Origin of the sequence: Planococcus sp. SE5232, from assembly GCF_050686535.1 — a bacterium.
In the GTDB taxonomy this organism is placed as follows: domain Bacteria; phylum Bacillota; class Bacilli; order Bacillales_A; family Planococcaceae; genus Planococcus.
Genome location: NZ_JBOGCP010000004.1, coordinates 235,035 through 250,828, shown reverse-complemented (window position 1 = coordinate 250,828; position 15,794 = coordinate 235,035). Strand labels below are relative to the sequence as shown.

General features: G+C 46.2%; 14 protein-coding genes. 10 read left to right on the top strand and 4 right to left on the bottom strand.

Annotation, left to right across the window (positions count from 1 at the left end; genetic code table 11):
• Positions 1-27: 27 nt before the first annotated feature.
• The 8 genes from glgB to ACRC6Q_RS14685 all read left to right on the top strand — a co-directional run bounded on the left by glgB (position 28) and on the right by ACRC6Q_RS14685 (position 10,199).
• Positions 28-1,896 carry a 1,4-alpha-glucan branching protein GlgB gene (gene glgB / locus ACRC6Q_RS14720; protein ID WP_431466904.1) on the top strand — a complete coding sequence of 623 codons (1,869 nt, stop codon included), beginning with the start codon at positions 28-30 and terminating at the stop codon, positions 1,894-1,896.
• On the top strand, positions 1,886-3,034 hold the full coding sequence (locus tag ACRC6Q_RS14715; protein ID WP_223637454.1) for a glucose-1-phosphate adenylyltransferase: 1,149 nt from the start codon (positions 1,886-1,888) through the stop codon (positions 3,032-3,034). Before glgB ends, ACRC6Q_RS14715 begins: the two co-directional genes overlap by 11 nt.
• Positions 3,031-4,053 carry a sugar phosphate nucleotidyltransferase gene (locus ACRC6Q_RS14710; protein ID WP_223637451.1) on the top strand — a complete coding sequence of 341 codons (1,023 nt, stop codon included), beginning with the start codon at positions 3,031-3,033 and terminating at the stop codon, positions 4,051-4,053. The genes ACRC6Q_RS14715 and ACRC6Q_RS14710 overlap by 4 nt, the downstream gene beginning before the upstream one ends.
• Entirely contained in the window at positions 4,050-5,477 is a 1,428-nt protein-coding gene (gene glgA / locus ACRC6Q_RS14705; RefSeq protein ID WP_223637448.1) for a glycogen synthase GlgA, read from the top strand. Before ACRC6Q_RS14710 ends, glgA begins: the two co-directional genes overlap by 4 nt.
• A gap of 15 nt (positions 5,478-5,492) precedes the next feature.
• Entirely contained in the window at positions 5,493-7,880 is a 2,388-nt protein-coding gene (locus tag ACRC6Q_RS14700; RefSeq protein ID WP_223637445.1) for a glycogen/starch/alpha-glucan phosphorylase, read from the top strand.
• Between the two features lie 19 nt (positions 7,881-7,899).
• Positions 7,900-8,709: an SDR family oxidoreductase gene (locus ACRC6Q_RS14695; RefSeq protein WP_223637442.1), complete on the top strand. Its 810-nt coding sequence runs from the start codon at positions 7,900-7,902 to the stop codon at positions 8,707-8,709.
• 94 nt (positions 8,710-8,803) lie between these two features.
• The gene (locus ACRC6Q_RS14690) at positions 8,804-9,934 is read left to right on the top strand and encodes an MBL fold metallo-hydrolase (RefSeq protein WP_223637440.1); all 1,131 of its coding nucleotides are present in this window, start codon (positions 8,804-8,806) and stop codon (positions 9,932-9,934) included.
• Between the two features lie 4 nt (positions 9,935-9,938).
• On the top strand, positions 9,939-10,199 hold the full coding sequence (locus ACRC6Q_RS14685) for a DUF3006 domain-containing protein (protein WP_223637426.1): 261 nt from the start codon (positions 9,939-9,941) through the stop codon (positions 10,197-10,199).
• A 45-nt stretch (positions 10,200-10,244) separates the two neighbouring features.
• Here the strand turns inward: ACRC6Q_RS14685 and ACRC6Q_RS14680 are convergent, their stop codons facing one another.
• From ACRC6Q_RS14680 to ACRC6Q_RS14665, 4 genes are all read right to left on the bottom strand, one after another.
• Complete coding sequence (locus ACRC6Q_RS14680; RefSeq protein WP_223637423.1) at positions 10,245-10,544, bottom strand: DUF3219 family protein; 300 nt, start codon at positions 10,542-10,544, stop codon at positions 10,245-10,247.
• Positions 10,545-10,547: 3 nt separating this feature from the next.
• A complete protein-coding gene (locus ACRC6Q_RS14675; protein WP_431466903.1) occupies positions 10,548-11,714 on the bottom strand; it encodes an acyl-CoA dehydrogenase family protein in 1,167 nt (388 codons plus the stop codon).
• Positions 11,715-12,053: 339 nt separating this feature from the next.
• Positions 12,054-13,109 (bottom strand): YkvI family membrane protein, encoded by a 1,056-nt coding sequence (locus ACRC6Q_RS14670; RefSeq protein WP_223637403.1) that lies wholly within the window; start codon positions 13,107-13,109, stop codon positions 12,054-12,056.
• A 251-nt stretch (positions 13,110-13,360) separates the two neighbouring features.
• Positions 13,361-13,690 carry a general stress protein gene (locus tag ACRC6Q_RS14665; protein ID WP_223637390.1) on the bottom strand — a complete coding sequence of 110 codons (330 nt, stop codon included), beginning with the start codon at positions 13,688-13,690 and terminating at the stop codon, positions 13,361-13,363.
• A gap of 123 nt (positions 13,691-13,813) precedes the next feature.
• Between ACRC6Q_RS14665 and ACRC6Q_RS14660 the strand changes: the two genes are divergently transcribed.
• Both ACRC6Q_RS14660 and ACRC6Q_RS14655 read left to right on the top strand, forming a co-directional pair.
• On the top strand, positions 13,814-14,548 hold the full coding sequence (locus ACRC6Q_RS14660) for an MBL fold metallo-hydrolase (RefSeq protein WP_298829452.1): 735 nt from the start codon (positions 13,814-13,816) through the stop codon (positions 14,546-14,548).
• Positions 14,549-14,655: 107 nt separating this feature from the next.
• The gene (locus ACRC6Q_RS14655) at positions 14,656-15,678 is read left to right on the top strand and encodes an LLM class flavin-dependent oxidoreductase (protein WP_431466902.1); all 1,023 of its coding nucleotides are present in this window, start codon (positions 14,656-14,658) and stop codon (positions 15,676-15,678) included.
• The last annotated feature ends 116 nt before the right edge of the window (positions 15,679-15,794 follow it).

Sequence of the window (15,794 nt, the reverse complement as noted above, 5' to 3'; positions counted from 1 at the left end):
GACTGTTAAAATTTTGGAGGTGTGAAGATGAATGATCTGCAAAGCCTTCTGACGCAGGAAAAGCTGGATTCTTTCCATGTTGGACTGATGAAAGATGCGTATCTATACTTTGGAGCGCATGTCACTGAAGATGAAACAAGATTCACTGTATGGGTTCCGGGTGCAGTTGGCGTAAACGTAGCTTGTTCAAATCCTGAAAGCGACGTGGAAGAAATCTTTGGAATGGAGCAGCACCCCTTGGATCCGACAATCTGGCATATACAGATTCCTGGGAGACTGATTGGATATTCTTATGAATACATCATTGAAACTTCGGATGGGCAAATAGTAAGGAAATCCGATCCTTACGCACAAGCGAGTGAAATGAGGCCGAAAACCAAATCGGTTGTGGCAGCAGCCGCTAAGCACACTTGGTCAAAAACTGTGTTGCAACACAAAAAAATTCAAAATAGAAATCATTTTGAAAAGCCGATGGCTATTTACGAATTACATATCGGGACATGGAAGCGTAATGCCCAAGGTGGTTTTTTGAATTACCGTGAATTGGCTTCGGAGCTGATCCCCTATATCTTGGATATGGGCTTTACCCATATCGAAATCCTGCCCATTACAGAGCATCCTTTGGACGAGTCCTGGGGCTATCAGACAACCGGATATTTTGCGCCGACCAGCCGATATGGAAATGCTGATGATTTGAAATACTTTATCGCCAAATGTGCCGAAAATAAAGTCGGGTTGATTCTGGATTGGATTCCAGGCCATTTCTGTGTAGATGAACATGCGCTGGCTCTATTCAATGGCACGCCTTTATATGAGGAAGAGCGGTTGGAACGGCGCGCCAATCCGGATTGGGGCACATTGAATTTCGATGTCCAGAAAGGGGAGGTTGTCAGCTTTCTCACATCAAGTGCCCACTATTGGCTGAATGAATTTAAATTCGATGGCATACGGATGGATGCACTGGTCTGTCTGCTGTTCATCCCCAACAGAGAAGAACGCCCTCATAATGTTGAAGGTGTTGAATTCCTTCAGAAGCTGACAGATAGTTTGAAGGAATTTTATCCGGAAACAATATTAATTGCAGAAGATGCCTGGCATTATCCGAAAGTGACACATGAGGTTTCTGAGGGGGGAGTCGGTTTCCATTACAAATGGAATTTTGGTTGGATGCGCGACACGCTGGATTACATGGAAACGCAGCCTGATAAACGTTCTGAAGTGCATCGGAAAATGAACTTTTCCCTCATGTACCAGTATGAAGAGCGTTATCTTCTTGCGCTTTCCCATGATGAAGTGGTGAATGGTCAAGGTTCTTTGTTGAACAAGCTTCCGGGAACGTTGGATGAGCGATTTCTTCAACTAAGGCTGCTGCTCGGTTTCTGGAGTGCCCACCCGGGAAAGAAATTGCTGTTCATGGGTCAGGAGTTTGGGCATTTCGAAGAATGGGAATTTAAACCGGAACTGGATTGGCTTTCTTTGGAAATGGAAGAGCATAAAAAAATGGCTGATTTCACAAGAGAATTGCTGGCCTTCTACAGAACTGAAAAAGCGTTTTTTGAATTGGATGATCATCCGGACGGCTTTTCCTGGATTGACGCGGATAACCATGAGCAAAGCGTAGCTGCCTTTATTCGGAGAGGATATATGCCGGAGGACGAATGCATAATCGTCTGTAACTTCTCGGACAATCATTATGAAAACTTTAAGTTGGGTGTCCCGAAAAGCACGGAGTACGAAAAAATCTTTACGACAGGAAATGACTACCCGGAAGCTGTTGTCGGAGCGGCAGATGATCCATATGATGACTTGCCCTATTCCGTAGTATTGGATTTGCCTGCATTTACGATGAATGTGTGGAAACAAAAAAGGATGGGAGTGGAGCCAAATGAACGATAAAGTAATCGCAATGCTGTTGGCCGGCGGACAGGGAAGCCGGTTGAAATCACTGACGTATACGATAGCAAAGCCAGCGCTGCCGTTTGGCGGGAAATATCGGATCATCGATTTCCCGTTGTCCAATTGTACCAATTCAGGAATTGAAACCGTCGGGGTTTTGACGCAGTATCAGCCGCATGTTTTGCATCAATATATCGGGTTGGGAACACCGTGGGATTTGGATCGCCGCAATGGCGGAGTGACCATGCTTCCGCCGTATGCAGAAATAGATGGCATCAAATGGTACGCGGGGACAGCCAGCGCAATTTATCAGAACATCAGTTTCCTGAAGTCCTGTGACCCGGCCTATGTGCTGATTTTATCGGGAGACCATATTTATAAAATGGATTATGAGGCATTGGTGGACTACCACAAAGAACATGAGGCAGACGTAACGATTTCCGTCCTGGAAGTTCCTTGGGAAGATGCCAGCCGATTTGGAGTCGTTAACGTCAACGACAGTATGGACGTCATGGAATTTGACGAAAAACCTGAAAAGCCGAAAAGCAATCTAGCGTCTATGGGGGTATATGTCTTCAAATGGGAGAAGTTAAAAGAGTATTTGGAGACGGATAACGTAAATGAGGCTTCCTCCCATGACTTTGGGAAAGACATTCTGCCAGCCATGCTGGAGAAGGGCGAAAAAATGGTCGCCTATCCGTTTAAAGGCTATTGGAAAGATGTTGGAACCGTTGAAAGCCTCTGGGAAGCCAATATGGATCTGCTTGATTTGAATTCCGGCCTGAACCTGCATGATCCGGGTTGGCGGATCTTCTCTTCAAATCCACAGCTGCCTCCACAGGTCATCAACGAAACCGGCGATGTTCAAGCTTCCATGGTAAATGAAGGCTGTGTAATTTCCGGTAAGGTTTTCAAGTCCGTAATCTTTCAAAACGTAACGATTGAAGAAGAGGCCTCGGTGTCGGAATGTGTGGTCATGAGCGGTGCGAAGATCCGCAAAGGTGCCAAGCTTCATCGGGCTGTTGTACCGCCAAGATTAGACGTGCCGGAAGGATTTGAAATTCCTGGCCAACAGGATGAAGTGATCTTATTGACCCAAGAGCAATTGGATGAATGGAAGGAGCGTGTCGGAAAATGAACTTATTGGCTGTAGTCGACACATCTGTTAAAAAAGAAGGGCTGCAGGATTTAACGATCCAGCGGGCCATTTCATCTGTACCTTTTGCCGGACGCTACCGGCTGATCGATTTTCCTTTATCAAATCTTGTCAATTCCGGTGTAAATACGGTTGGCGTATTTCCTTCTTCTCCATTTGCTTCTCTGTTGGATCATATTGGAGTCGGCAAGAGCTGGGATTTGGACAGAAGAAAAAATGGATTGTTTTTCCTTCCGATCACACAGCGGGATGGAGGCTTATCCACGGTAGGCGCGTTTGCGGGATTGGAAGAGCATATGCAATTTTTCACAAAAAGCATACAACCTTATGCCATCGTCACCAACGGCTTCGTCGTCAACCAATTGGATTTCAGAGAGATGCTGAATCATCACATCGAATCAGGTGCAGACATCACAGAAGCTGTGAGTGAAGGGGTTTCCTTGAAGAATTATATTTTATCCAAAGACCTCCTAGTCGAATTGATTCAGACTCACCGTGACAAAAACGTGGTAAGTGTGGAAGATGTAGTCAATTTGAAGAAGAGCCCCTATACATTCAATCAGTATGAATACAAAGGTTACTTTGCCATTATCGATTCCGTTCAAAGCTATTTCCAGGCCTCGATGGGATTACTGGATGAAGAAAATAGAAAACAGCTGTTCCTCCCTGGCCGGCCTATTTATACAAAAGTGAAAGATGAACCTCCAACGCGATATGTTACAGGATCAAGTGTCAAACGGGCTCTGATTGCCAACGGCAGCACCATCATGGGGGAAGTGAGTGACAGCATCATCAGCCGGGCAGTCAACATTAAGAAAAATGCACGTTTAGAGAAATGCATTATTATGCAAAAATGCGTGATTGAAGAAAATTGTGATCTGTCTTATGTGATTGCGGATAAAGATGTCTATATCGGTGAAGGGGTGGTTTTACACGGAACAGCTGAACAACCGATCGTTTTACGCAAAGGGGAGAAGGTCACTAAGGAGGATATGCGATGAAAATCATAATGGCAGCAGCAGAATGTGCACCATTTGCAAAAGCCGGAGGACTGGCTGATGTGATGGGGGCATTACCGAAAGAACTCAGCAGATTAGGCCATGAAATCAACGTCATCGTTCCGAAGTATAGTTTGATTTCAGAAGAACACACATCTGAATTCCATCTGCAAGAAACGATCGAGTTTGATTTTAAAGGCCAGCAATCAACATTTGGCGTCTATGAATACGCTCATGCCGGTGTGAAATTTTTATTTGTGGAAAACGACAGCTATTTCAAAAGAGACAAGATTTACGGCCAGCAAGATGATGCGGAACGATATGCTTTTTTCAACCGGGCGGTGCTGGAGATTATTCAGCGGCAGGAACAGCAGCCTGACCTGATTCATGTTCATGACTGGCATACTGCCATGGTTCCATTTCTATTGAAAGAAGACGATCGATATGCGTCGATTCAAGCGATAAAAACCGTTTTGACGATTCATAATCTGCAATTTCAAGGGAAGTTTGCCAAAGAGATATTTTTAGAAAACTTCGAAATGGATGAACGTTATTACGATGATGGTGTTGTGGAATGGAATGGCGACTTCAATGCGTTAAAGACAGGTATTTCCTATGTGGACAAAGTGACCACTGTCAGCCCTACCTATCGAGATGAAATCTTGACGGATTTTTATGGTGAGAAGCTGAATGGTTTTCTGCAGAAGAAAGAACAGGATCTGGTCGGTATTTTAAATGGAATCGATACAGATGTCTATAATCCCGCAGCCGATCAAGCCATTGAACGGCAATTTGATGCGATGAATCTGGAAGGGAAACAAGCCAATAAACGGGCAATTCAGCTGAAGGCGGCTCTTCCGGAACGTGGAGACGTGCCATTGATGACAATGATTTCCAGGTTGGCAGGACAAAAAGGAATTGATGTGCTGCAACAGGTGCTTCCTGCCTTGCTGGAAAAAGAAGATGTCCAGTTTGTATTGCTGGGTTCTGGCGAAGAGCAGTACGAACAGTTTTTCCACGAACTGGCAGCCAATTTTCCGGATAAGGTCTACGTCCATGTCGGCTTTGACGAAGCGTTCGCCCATCTGTTGTATGCGGGTGCTGACATCTTTCTGATGCCTTCGCATTTTGAGCCTTGTGGATTGAGCCAATTGATCTCGATGCGGTATGGAACAGTTCCTGTAGCCAATAAAACAGGTGGTTTGAAAGACACTGTAGTGGAATACGATGAAAACCTGAAGACCGGCAATGGGTTTTTAAGCGATTTTTCACAGGACAAGCCATTCGACCTCGCCCTTAGCCGATGCCTGACTTTTTATCAGCAGCCGGAACATTGGGAGGCCATCAAAAAAAATGGGATGAAAGGTGATTATTCCTGGTCGCGCTCTGCGGCAGAATACGCTAAACTCTATGAAAGGATAATTTAAAGGGGCGTGCCAATTATGTTTTCTTCCAAAGAAGAGTTCAAAAAAAGCTTTGTCACTCGTATGGAACACAAGAGAATTGAAAAAACGCCAGAACTTGCTTATGAGACACTTTGGGAAATGACGAACGAATGGATACAGGATCGTTGGAATCGGACCAATCAATTGTATAAAGAAAATAATGAAAAGCAATTATATTATTTCTCTATTGAATTTCTGATTGGACGGGTCCTGGGACAAAATCTGATCAATTTAGATCATTATGAACTCGTCAAGGAAGGGTTGGAGGAGCTGGGCTTTCAACTGTCAGAGATAGAAGAGCTTGAAATAGAGCCTGGACTTGGCAATGGCGGCCTTGGAAGATTGGCAGCCTGCTTTATGGACTCGCTGGCTTCCCTTGAATTGCCTGGACATGGGTTTGGGCTGCGCTATAAAGGTGGCCTATTCACCCAGCATTTTGTTAACGGCTACCAGACCGAGCAGCCTACTCAATGGATACAGGAAGAAAATAATGTAGACATTCGCCGCGAAGAATTGGCGGTGGACATCCCTTATTATGGAGAAGTCCAATTGGTCATGGGATTGGATGGGCTTAAGATTAGAGTGGAAAATTCAGAGTGGGTCAAAGCCGTGCCTTATGACATGCCAGTGGTCGGAGCAAATGGCGGTACTGTCAATACGCTTCGGTTATGGCAGGCGGAAGTTTCAGACCGCCCATTTCCGGGTGATAAAGATTATGCAGTCTATGAACACGAGACCGCTAAAATCACGGATCGGCTTTACCCTGATGATTCACTCGATGCCGGAAAAATCCTCCGCCTGAAACAGCAGTATTTCCTGTGCAGCGCGTCACTTCAAACCATTTTAAACAACCGCAGTTTTGATATAGAGGCACTTCCAGAGAATGTTGCCATCCAAATCAACGATACGCACCCGGCTCTGGCGGTTCCTGAATTGATGCGCCTCTTGGTGGATGAATATGCCTTGAGTTGGGACGAAGCTTGGGATATTACAACCCGCACTATTTCCTATACAAATCATACGATTTTGGAAGAAGCGATGGAGAAATGGGACAGTCGGTTGATCCAATCCTTGCTTCCAAGAATTTATATGGTCATTGAAGAAATCGACCGGCGCTTTAAAGAAAGTCTGCAGCAGCAAGCTGTAGACGAGGAAGCCCTCCACAAATTATCCATTATCGAAAATGGTGTCATAAAGATGGCGGTGTTGGCGGTAGTGGGCAGCTATAAAGTGAATGGGGTAGCAAAACTGCATACGGAGATTTTGAAGAAGCGTGAGATGAAAGAACTAAATGAACAATTCCCCGATAAATTCCATAACAAAACCAATGGCATTACGCATCGCCGGTGGTTGATCAAAGCTAACCGGGAGTTGTCCGGGTTGATTACGGAAACGATTGGGCCGCAGTGGATCAGAGAACCTGAGCGGTTAAGCGAATTGCATTATTTCGCTCAAAATCATTCATTTCTTCAAGACTTCCAGGCGATCAAAAGCTTGAAAAAAGAGCAGTTGATTCACCACCTTCAACGAAACCAGAATATTATTGTGGATCCCGATTCCATATTCGATATTCACATCAAGCGGTTCCATGGCTATAAACGCCAATTGATGAATATCCTGCATATCCAGATGCTGTACGATCGGATTAAGCGGGATGCAACATATCGGCCATATCCGCGAACCTTCTTTTTTGGAGGGAAAGCAGCACCAAGTTACCATTTTGCGAAACAAGTCATCAAAATGATCAATACAGTGGCAGCGAAAGTGAACAGTGACCCATTGGTCAGAAAGCATCTCCATGTTGTTTTTGTAGAAAATTATAATGTTACCCAAGCAGAATACCTGATTCCAGCTGCAGATGTCAGTGAACAGATTTCGACAGCCTCTAAAGAAGCTTCCGGAACTGGGAATATGAAATTGATGATGAATGGTGCATTGACGATCGGCACTTTTGATGGCGCAAATGTCGAAATATTTGAGCAAGCAGGACAAGAAAATGCATTTGTTTTCGGTATGCGTGCTGAACAGGTGATGCAGCATGAGAAGGAACAGTCCTACAATCCACAAGAAATAATTGAAACGGATCCGGAACTTGCACAGTTGATGGAAGAACTGGTCAAAGGGGAATGGACAGAAGGTAAAACGAATGTCGACTTTATTGTTGATCAGCTGCTGGAAGATCGTGATCCTTACTTTGTGCTGAAGGATATTCGCAGCTACTCCAAAGCGCATGAACAAATTCTGGATGCTTATGTACAACCGGAGAAATGGGCGGAAATGTGTGTCAAAAACATCGCAGCTTCCGGCATTTTCTCCAGTGACCGTACCATCCAGCAATATTCAGATGATGTTTGGCATTTAACGAAGATTCCAAGTGTACATTAGAAGCTGAAAGGGTGGGAACATGGCGGATAAGGAATTCGACAACACCGATTTAAAGGATTATAAAGCCAGTGGAGCGCTGGCAGGCAAGGTAGCGATTGTCACAGGTGCCAGCAGCGGCATCGGCCAAGCCGTCGCAATCGCATACGCCAAGGAAGGGGCAAAAGTAGTGGTCGGCTACCTCGGTGACGATGAAGGAGCCCAAAAAACCATTGAACTGATTGAAAGCTATGGCGGCAAAGCCAAGGCGTTGAGTGGTGATTTAGGGAAATCGGCGAACTGTGACCAGTTGGTCCAATTCACCTTAACCGAGTTTGGCCAAGTAGATATTCTGGTTAATAATGCGGGCTATCAATATCCCCAGACTTCACCCTTGGATATCACGGATGAACAGATGCTGAAAACCTTTGAAATCAAGGCATTCGCCATGTTCTATTTGACGAGGGCGGCATTGCCGCATTTAAAGAAAGGGTCACGCATCATTAATACCGCCTCCATCAACGCTTACCGCGGTCATTCCGATCTCATCGACTATGCAGGAGCCAATGGGGCGATGGTGGCAATGACCAGGTCATTGGCCCGGCGCTTAGTGCGTGAGGAAATTGCCGTGAACGGCATTGCTCCAGGACCGATCTGGACTCCGTTGATCACCAAAACCTTCGGTGATTTATATCCCGATGTCGGCGACGACTTTGGTGAAGATGTGCCGGCCGGGCGCCCGGGTCAGCCGTATGAGTTGGTTAAAGCCTATGTATTTTTGGCCGATCCGCAAAATTCATATATGACGGGCCAGTTCCTCCATATGAACGGCGGGGACTATATGTCTACGTGAAGCAAGGTAAGCAGGACCAGGAACTTTTCTTGGCCTGCTTTTTTATTTCTCTATTGTATATGGTAAAATTCACTGGAGAAAGAGGAGTGAGTTTTTGAAAAAGATTATATGGGCCTTATGGGCAGTTGTGATTTTCATCTTGCTGGCAGCTTGTACAGAATCAGTCGAGCAACCGGTGGAACAACGCAATGACAACGAAACAGATCAGGAAATTGAACAACCAGAACCTGAGGAACCTGTTGGAGAGGAAGCGGCATTGGATGGATTGACGGTACATTATATCGATGTCGGACAAGGGGATTCCACATTGCTTGAATTCGACGGGTTTGCAATGCTGATCGACGCCGGCAACTGGAATTCGACAGAAGCCGTGGATTACTTGAAGCAGCAGGAAATCAACGATATCGATATCGTCATCGGAACTCATCCGGATGCCGACCATATCGGGCAGCTGGCACAGGTAATTGGTGAATTCGAGGTTGGGGAAGTATGGATGTCCGGCAACACAAGCAGCTCCAATACATTCCTCAATGTGCTTCAAGCCATCGAAGCGAGCGGGTCTGAGTATGTGGAACCGAGAAGCGGTGACACTTTTGATGTGGGTTCAATGCAAATTGACGTGCTGTATCCAGACGAAATCACCGGTGCAGCAAACGAAGAGTCGGTATCGTTAAAGATGACTTACGGTGATGTTCGTTTTGTTTTCACAGGTGATGCGGGCGTCAAGCAGGAACAGGAAATGATCGACAGCGGCATGGATTTAGATGCCGAAATTCTGCATTTAGGCCATCACGGCTCCAATACGTCGACAAGCCCTGCCTTTTTGAAAGCAGTGACGCCTGAAGTGGCGATTTACAGTGCGGGAGCCGATAATTCGTACGGACATCCGCATGCAGAAGTGATTGCTGCTGCGGAAAATGCAGGCGCTGAAGTGTATGGGACAGACGTCAATGGCACCATTGTTGTTAAAACGGATGGCACGTCCTATAACGTATTGACCCAACAGGAAGGTGTGCCGACTGAAGGAGAAAATCGGTGTATTGATTTAAATATAGCCTCCTCAGCGGAATTGCAGGAGATTTCAGGAATCGGTGAAGCTTATGCTAAGGCAATCATCGAGCAGCGTCCGTTTGAGCGTGTCGAAGAATTGCTGGATATCAAAGGAATCGGCCAAGGGACGCTGAGTGCTATTCAAGAGCAGGGTCTGGCATGCGTAGGAGGGTGATGAAATGAAAGGGATTTTGGACCGGATTGAGGATGAAAGGCACGCAGTCATCCTAGTGGAAGAAGAAGGAATCGAACTTGTTTTGCCAGCCAATCGCTTGCCTGAAGGAAGTCACATCAACTCCTGGTTTACCATCGATGCAGAAAATGGCCAATTGGCAGTCACCTTGGATGAAGAAACGTCCATGGCCAAGAGGGAACAAGCTGAAGAGCTGATAACAAGGCTTCGAACGAAGAAAAAAGGAAGCCGCTTTAAGCGGAAATGAGAAGAAGCCCGTTACCTGTAAAAGGTTCCGGGCTTCTTTTGATAGTTATGCTTGTTCAATTAACTCCAAGTAGTAATCGGCAATTTGGCCGGGTTTATACAAATCAGTGATGGATGTCGAATAATTGGAGATGGCCGCGTTAAATTCCAGTTCTTGTACCGGAACGCGGATCCGAAAATTCATTTCATAAAGCAATACCGCAATGTCATGGTATTCTTCACTGGTTACTTTGAAGTCAAAAGAAATTTTTCTTTTCTTCTGGTTGGAATGGGGGTCTTCAATCAATTCCTCTTTCAAGTTTAACGCGTGGACTTCAGTATCATTGATCCAAATAATGGTTTCCATCGTTTATTTCACCTCTGATTTTGAGTGTTGGGTAAAGCTTTGGATTGCCTGCGCCGCCAATTGGCTTTTTACCATGTCTTCCATCGGCGGATTATAGAGTCCGGCACGGACGTTCAGGTAATGGCGATGCATCGGATTGTCTTCTGAAAGGGCACGGGATCCGACAATTTTCATCGCCTTATCCACTACACCCATTGCCGCATGGGTGACAGCGATTTTTGTGACATTCAATGCTTCATCCATCTCTGCCTTATCATCGGCAAGAGCATAGCGCTCTGCAGTACCGTACAGAAGGTGGCGGGCAGTAGTAAGCTCAAGTTCCATCTCACCGATGGTCTGTTGGATAGCAGGAGTTTCCGCAATCGGCTTGCCGAGAGATGCTGGACTGTAGTTGGCTGCAAATTCAACTGCGTAGGCTCTTGCAGCCGCGGCAATTCCGATATAACAGGCAGGGATATGAAGCAGCCAGCCTTTAGCGGCTGCAGCCGAGCCGGAAGGTTTTAATACATGTGTTTTGGGAATTCGGACATGATTGAGGACCAGTGTGTGGCTCGCTGTACCTCTCATCGCCAGCATGTCCCAGGTCTCGTCGATCGATACCCCTTCGGCGTGGCGAGGAATGATGACCGTGATGACTTCATCATTTTCCGCAGCAGCAGTCACGAAAATATAATTGAGTGCAGGTGCCATGGAAGTATAGGTCTTTTCTCCGCTGACGATATACTGATCCCCCTCGGTAACTGCTGTAGTGCGCGGCAAAGCGCCACGGGCAGGACTGCCGGCATTCGCTTCTGTAGCGGCGGTGTTGATGAGCGCACCGTTTGCGATTTCTGCCATCAGCCATTCCGCTGACTCGGCATGCCAATGGCGATTTTCTGCATACTCAAGAACGATGCCGACATGCCAGCCGATGGAGAGAGCCGTCGCTCCGGATCCTTCCGCTATGGCTTCCTGTGCCAATACGTATTCGTACAATCCAAGTCCCTGGCCGCCGGATTCTTTCGGCAAGGTCAAGGTATGATAATTCATTTTTTTCAGTTCTTTGATGTTTTCGAAAGGGAAGGAGCCGCGTGCATCCAGCTCCGGCTCACGCGCCTGAAAAACGGGCTGAAGGACACGGAGTTGATCGACTAACGCTTGCTGTTCAGGTGTTTTGATAAATTGATTCATAAAAAGACTCCTTCTTCTTTTCTTTATCGAGTTGCGGAGCTCTATGGGGTCTTAAGTCAGCCCAGCGGCACAGAAACACCGCTTGGCAGTTCTGCCTTAAGCCTGTCGGAGCTCCACGGGTGCCTTCGCTTTTCTTTGTCCAGCTGCGCCACCCAGCTCCTCGGGGTCTTAAGTCAGCCCAGCCCAGCGGCACAGAAACACCGCTTGGCAGTTCTGCCTTAAGCCTGTCGGAGCTCCACAGGTGCCTTCGCTTTTCTTTATCCACCGTACCATAAAAAAGCCGCCAAAGCAGTGTTGCATGCTTTGGCGGCTTAAGTATCAGTGAGGAAGAAACTTCACTTATTGGAGTTTCTTTTTGTGCGTTTTTCGGATATCGGCAACAATTAGGGCTACGACAAGGAACAGGCCGAGATAACCGACGATTGGATAAAACATACTTACAAGCTTCGTGAACCCGACAAAACTTAATATGTAAGCCACAATACCAACGATGATAACAAAAATACGGAATTTTTTGGTTCCCAGTACGACAAAGCGCGCTGAGAATGAAAACAGCATGCTGACAGCGGTATTGTAGATCATGCCGAAAAGGATGAATGACATAATCACTCCGAGAATCGGTGAAAGGTCATCGGCAATTTGCAGCAACGGCATTTCTGCGCTGCCGACAATATCCACTTTAGAGAAAATTGCCAAATGGCTCAGAATGATCATGGCACCTAAGATCAGTCCGCCAATAAGCCCGCCGCGTGCTGCGATTTTTTCATCTTTTTCAGTTCCGCCCATGACGATAGCCATCGAAGCACCCACTGCAATATTAAATGAAACATAATTGATGGCGGACAGGAACCAGTTTGGCAATGCCGACATCTGTTCATTGGCGATTGGGTCCAGTGCATTAAACGACGAATCCATCGTCAATAAACTATAGACAGCTAATCCAACAACAGCGACGACCAGGAATGGCGTGATGCTGCCAATGATGGCGATGACTTTTTGGACGTTCATCATAATGGTCAGAACTACCAGAATCACCATGACCGTACTGCCAAGTGGAGCCGGTAGATTGAATTGCTGAGAGAAGATGGATCCGGCTCCCGCAATCATCACTACGCCTACACCGAACAGGGTGAGGATGATGATATAATCGACGATTGTTCCAACGAGTCTGCCGCTGATGCCAAAAATGGCTTCTTTATGTGATGTAGTTTTCATTCGGCTGCCTAGTCGAGTCAAGCTCATGCCTAAATAAGCAAATAAAGCGGTTGAAAGGATGGCGGCCACAGTCCCCATATGGCCAAAGCTGGTAAAATACTGAAGAATTTCTTGTCCAGAAGCGAATCCAGCTCCGACAATAATTCCGGCAAAGGCACTCCCCATTTTTAAACTTTTCATGTTGTTCCCCCTTGGTGCGAATTAATACAATAGCAAGTTTTTTAAAAATTAAAAAATCCCTATCTAAATATAGCAAAAGAAGTAAGCGTATACAACAGGAAAAGAGCATTAAAACTGTATATAACTCTATATACCTACTGAGATAAATGGATAAAAATAACATATTAAGATAGTAAAAAAGAAAATTCAAATGATTGCTCCTGCGCAAAAAAAAGCATCGCCGATTGTTTCGGCGATGCTTTGATACTCGATTATTCTACGTCTTTATTTGCAACAATAACCAATTTTCCTTTATCAAGTTCTTCTTCATACTGCTCTGCTTCCTGATCGGATAAGCCTGCAGCTGCCAATTTTGCACGAAGCTCGTCACCGCGTGAACTGGTCATGTTTTTCATGCTGTCCAGGAATCCCTGTTCTTTGACGCCGACTTCTTCTGTATCCAAAGCCTTCGTGATGTCTTTTCCGCGTTTTTTGTCATGTGCAAAGATGTAGATGTTATCGAGTGAATAACCTTGCGTTTCCAATTTTTCGATTTCCTTTTTTGCCTGTACTGCGTTTTCGACTGTCATTTTTAAAGTCAAAGTAATCCCTCCAAATAATTTCTATCTTACTAGTATGCATACCACGGCAATGGGGAGTTTAAACAAGAGGATCTTTTGTCAGTCAGGTATACTGGAGGAAATTAAAAACAAGGAGTGATTTCTTTGAAGGTCATACCGATTGGCATTTGGGGAGGCTATCCCAATAAAAATGAAGCGACATCAGCTTTTTTGATTGAACAGGACGGATTCCGCTGTTTAGTCGATTGTGGCAGCGGTGTCTTGGCGGCCGTCCAGAATTATACGGAATTGCGTGAATTGGATGCGGTCATCATCAGCCATTATCACCCGGATCATATCGCTGATATCGGCGTTCTGCAGCATGCAGCGATGGTAGGTATGCAATTGAAGGAGTGGGAAACTCCCTTGCTGATTTACGCACATGACAAGGACCAGGAAGAGTTCAAGAAACTGTCCTATAAAGGTGTCACCGAAGGCAGGGCAATACAGGCTGCCGAGACTTTGGAGCTGGGGCCTTGGCAAGTATCTTTTTGCGAGACAATTCATCCGGTGTATTGTTTGGCGATGAAATTTACTGCGGATGGCAAGAGTGTGGTGTTTACGGCAGATACCAGCTGGAAAGATGAGCTGATCGGTTTTTCGGACGGGACAGATCTGCTGGTTGCTGAATCGAATCTTTACGAAAAATACCTGGGCATTATTCCTGGGCATCTCAGCGGCAGCCAGGCTGGTGAATTGGCTGAACGTGCCGGTGCCAAGCGATTGCTGCTGACCCACTTGCCGCAATATGGAGAGCTGGATGAAATTCTGCATGCAGCAAAGTCCAGTTATTCAGGCGAAGTCGAATTTGCAGTAATAGGAAAGAGTTACGAAATCTGAACCGCTCGCTTTTTCTCCTTTGGCAGGGGAAGACAGGCAGATAGTTTGTGTACCAGATATTTTCCTTTTATCCTTAAAGCATATGAAGGATGAAAGGAAGTTAAAAAATGTCACAACCCATAGATTCATTCCCGATTTCCGTTCTGGACCTGGTGCCAGTCCGTGAAGGTGGAACGACGAAAGATGCATTAGATGAAATGGTCACAATCGCACAGCACGCTGAGAAGTTGGGGTACAACCGCTTTTGGCTGTCTGAGCATCACAATACAGCTACGCTTGCCAGCTCAGCTACGGCAATCCTCATTTCCAAAGTCCTTGAAAACACCGAATCCATTCAAGTGGGATCGGGCGGAATCATGCTGCCGAATCATACACCGTTGGTTGTTGCAGAGCAATTCGGCACGTTGGAAACCATGCATCCGGGACGTTTGAACTTGGGTCTCGGACGTGCTCCAGGAACTGATATGCAGACAGCGCATGCGCTTCGCAGAACCACGCAGGAAACCGCGTTCGCGTTTCCACAGGACGTCGTCGAACTGCAGAATTACTTGAAGCCGTTGGATGGGCAAGGTCCAGTCCGAGCGCATCCGGGCGTGGGAACGGCAGTGCCGGTTTATATCCTGGGATCAAGTACTTCAAGTGCTCAGCTTGCTGCAAGCCTTGGACTGCCATATGTGTTCGCTGCACATTTTGCACCACAGCAGCTGCAACAAGCCCTGCAGATTTACCGCAACGGATTCCAGCCTTCGGAATATCTGGCTGAGCCGTATGTCATGGTGTGTGTCAATGTCGTCGCAGCAGACTCCAACGAAGAAGCTGAGAAGTTGGCGACATCCAGTGATCTATTCTATCTGAACGTCGTAAGAGGCAGCAAGAACCTGCTTCAGCCGCCGTTGGATACAATGGATGGACAGTGGAGCTACCGTGAAGAGATGATGGTGCGGGGCATGTCCCAATACACCTTTAAAGGCGACGAAGAAACGATAAGCGAGCGTTTAGGGAAATTTGTAGCTGAATTGCAGATTAACGAAGTGATTGCGGTTTCCTATATCTACGATCAGGAAAAAAGAAAACGCTCATTTGAAGTGTTGAAGCAGGCGGCAAATCGTTTTCACGTTGCGACTGCCTAAAGTTTACTTGAACTGTTCGACAGTGGATGTTCTTCACGATTCTCAGGAAAAGAGCAAAGCGGCTGAAGCGGTGTGAGAGCCAGTTCGTTCGTTTTCTATACAGATTATAGAGACTG

What these genes read in the sequence shown, in the direction of transcription:
- ACRC6Q_RS14675 (WP_431466903.1), bottom strand. Translation starts at nt 11,714, where the DNA reads ATGAATCAATTTATCAAAACACCTGAACAGCAAGCGTTAGTCGATCAA.
- ACRC6Q_RS14715 (WP_223637454.1), top strand. Translation starts at nt 1,886, where the DNA reads ATGAACGATAAAGTAATCGCAATGCTGTTGGCCGGCGGACAGGGAAGC.
- ACRC6Q_RS14685 (WP_223637426.1), top strand. Translation starts at nt 9,939, where the DNA reads ATGAAAGGGATTTTGGACCGGATTGAGGATGAAAGGCACGCAGTCATC.
- ACRC6Q_RS14695 (WP_223637442.1), top strand. Translation starts at nt 7,900, where the DNA reads ATGGCGGATAAGGAATTCGACAACACCGATTTAAAGGATTATAAAGCC.
- ACRC6Q_RS14700 (WP_223637445.1), top strand. Translation starts at nt 5,493, where the DNA reads ATGTTTTCTTCCAAAGAAGAGTTCAAAAAAAGCTTTGTCACTCGTATG.
- ACRC6Q_RS14670 (WP_223637403.1), bottom strand. Translation starts at nt 13,109, where the DNA reads ATGAAAAGTTTAAAAATGGGGAGTGCCTTTGCCGGAATTATTGTCGGA.
- glgA (WP_223637448.1), top strand. Translation starts at nt 4,050, where the DNA reads ATGAAAATCATAATGGCAGCAGCAGAATGTGCACCATTTGCAAAAGCC.
- glgB (WP_431466904.1), top strand. Translation starts at nt 28, where the DNA reads ATGAATGATCTGCAAAGCCTTCTGACGCAGGAAAAGCTGGATTCTTTC.
- ACRC6Q_RS14680 (WP_223637423.1), bottom strand. Translation starts at nt 10,544, where the DNA reads ATGGAAACCATTATTTGGATCAATGATACTGAAGTCCACGCGTTAAAC.
- ACRC6Q_RS14710 (WP_223637451.1), top strand. Translation starts at nt 3,031, where the DNA reads ATGAACTTATTGGCTGTAGTCGACACATCTGTTAAAAAAGAAGGGCTG.
- ACRC6Q_RS14655 (WP_431466902.1), top strand. Translation starts at nt 14,656, where the DNA reads ATGTCACAACCCATAGATTCATTCCCGATTTCCGTTCTGGACCTGGTG.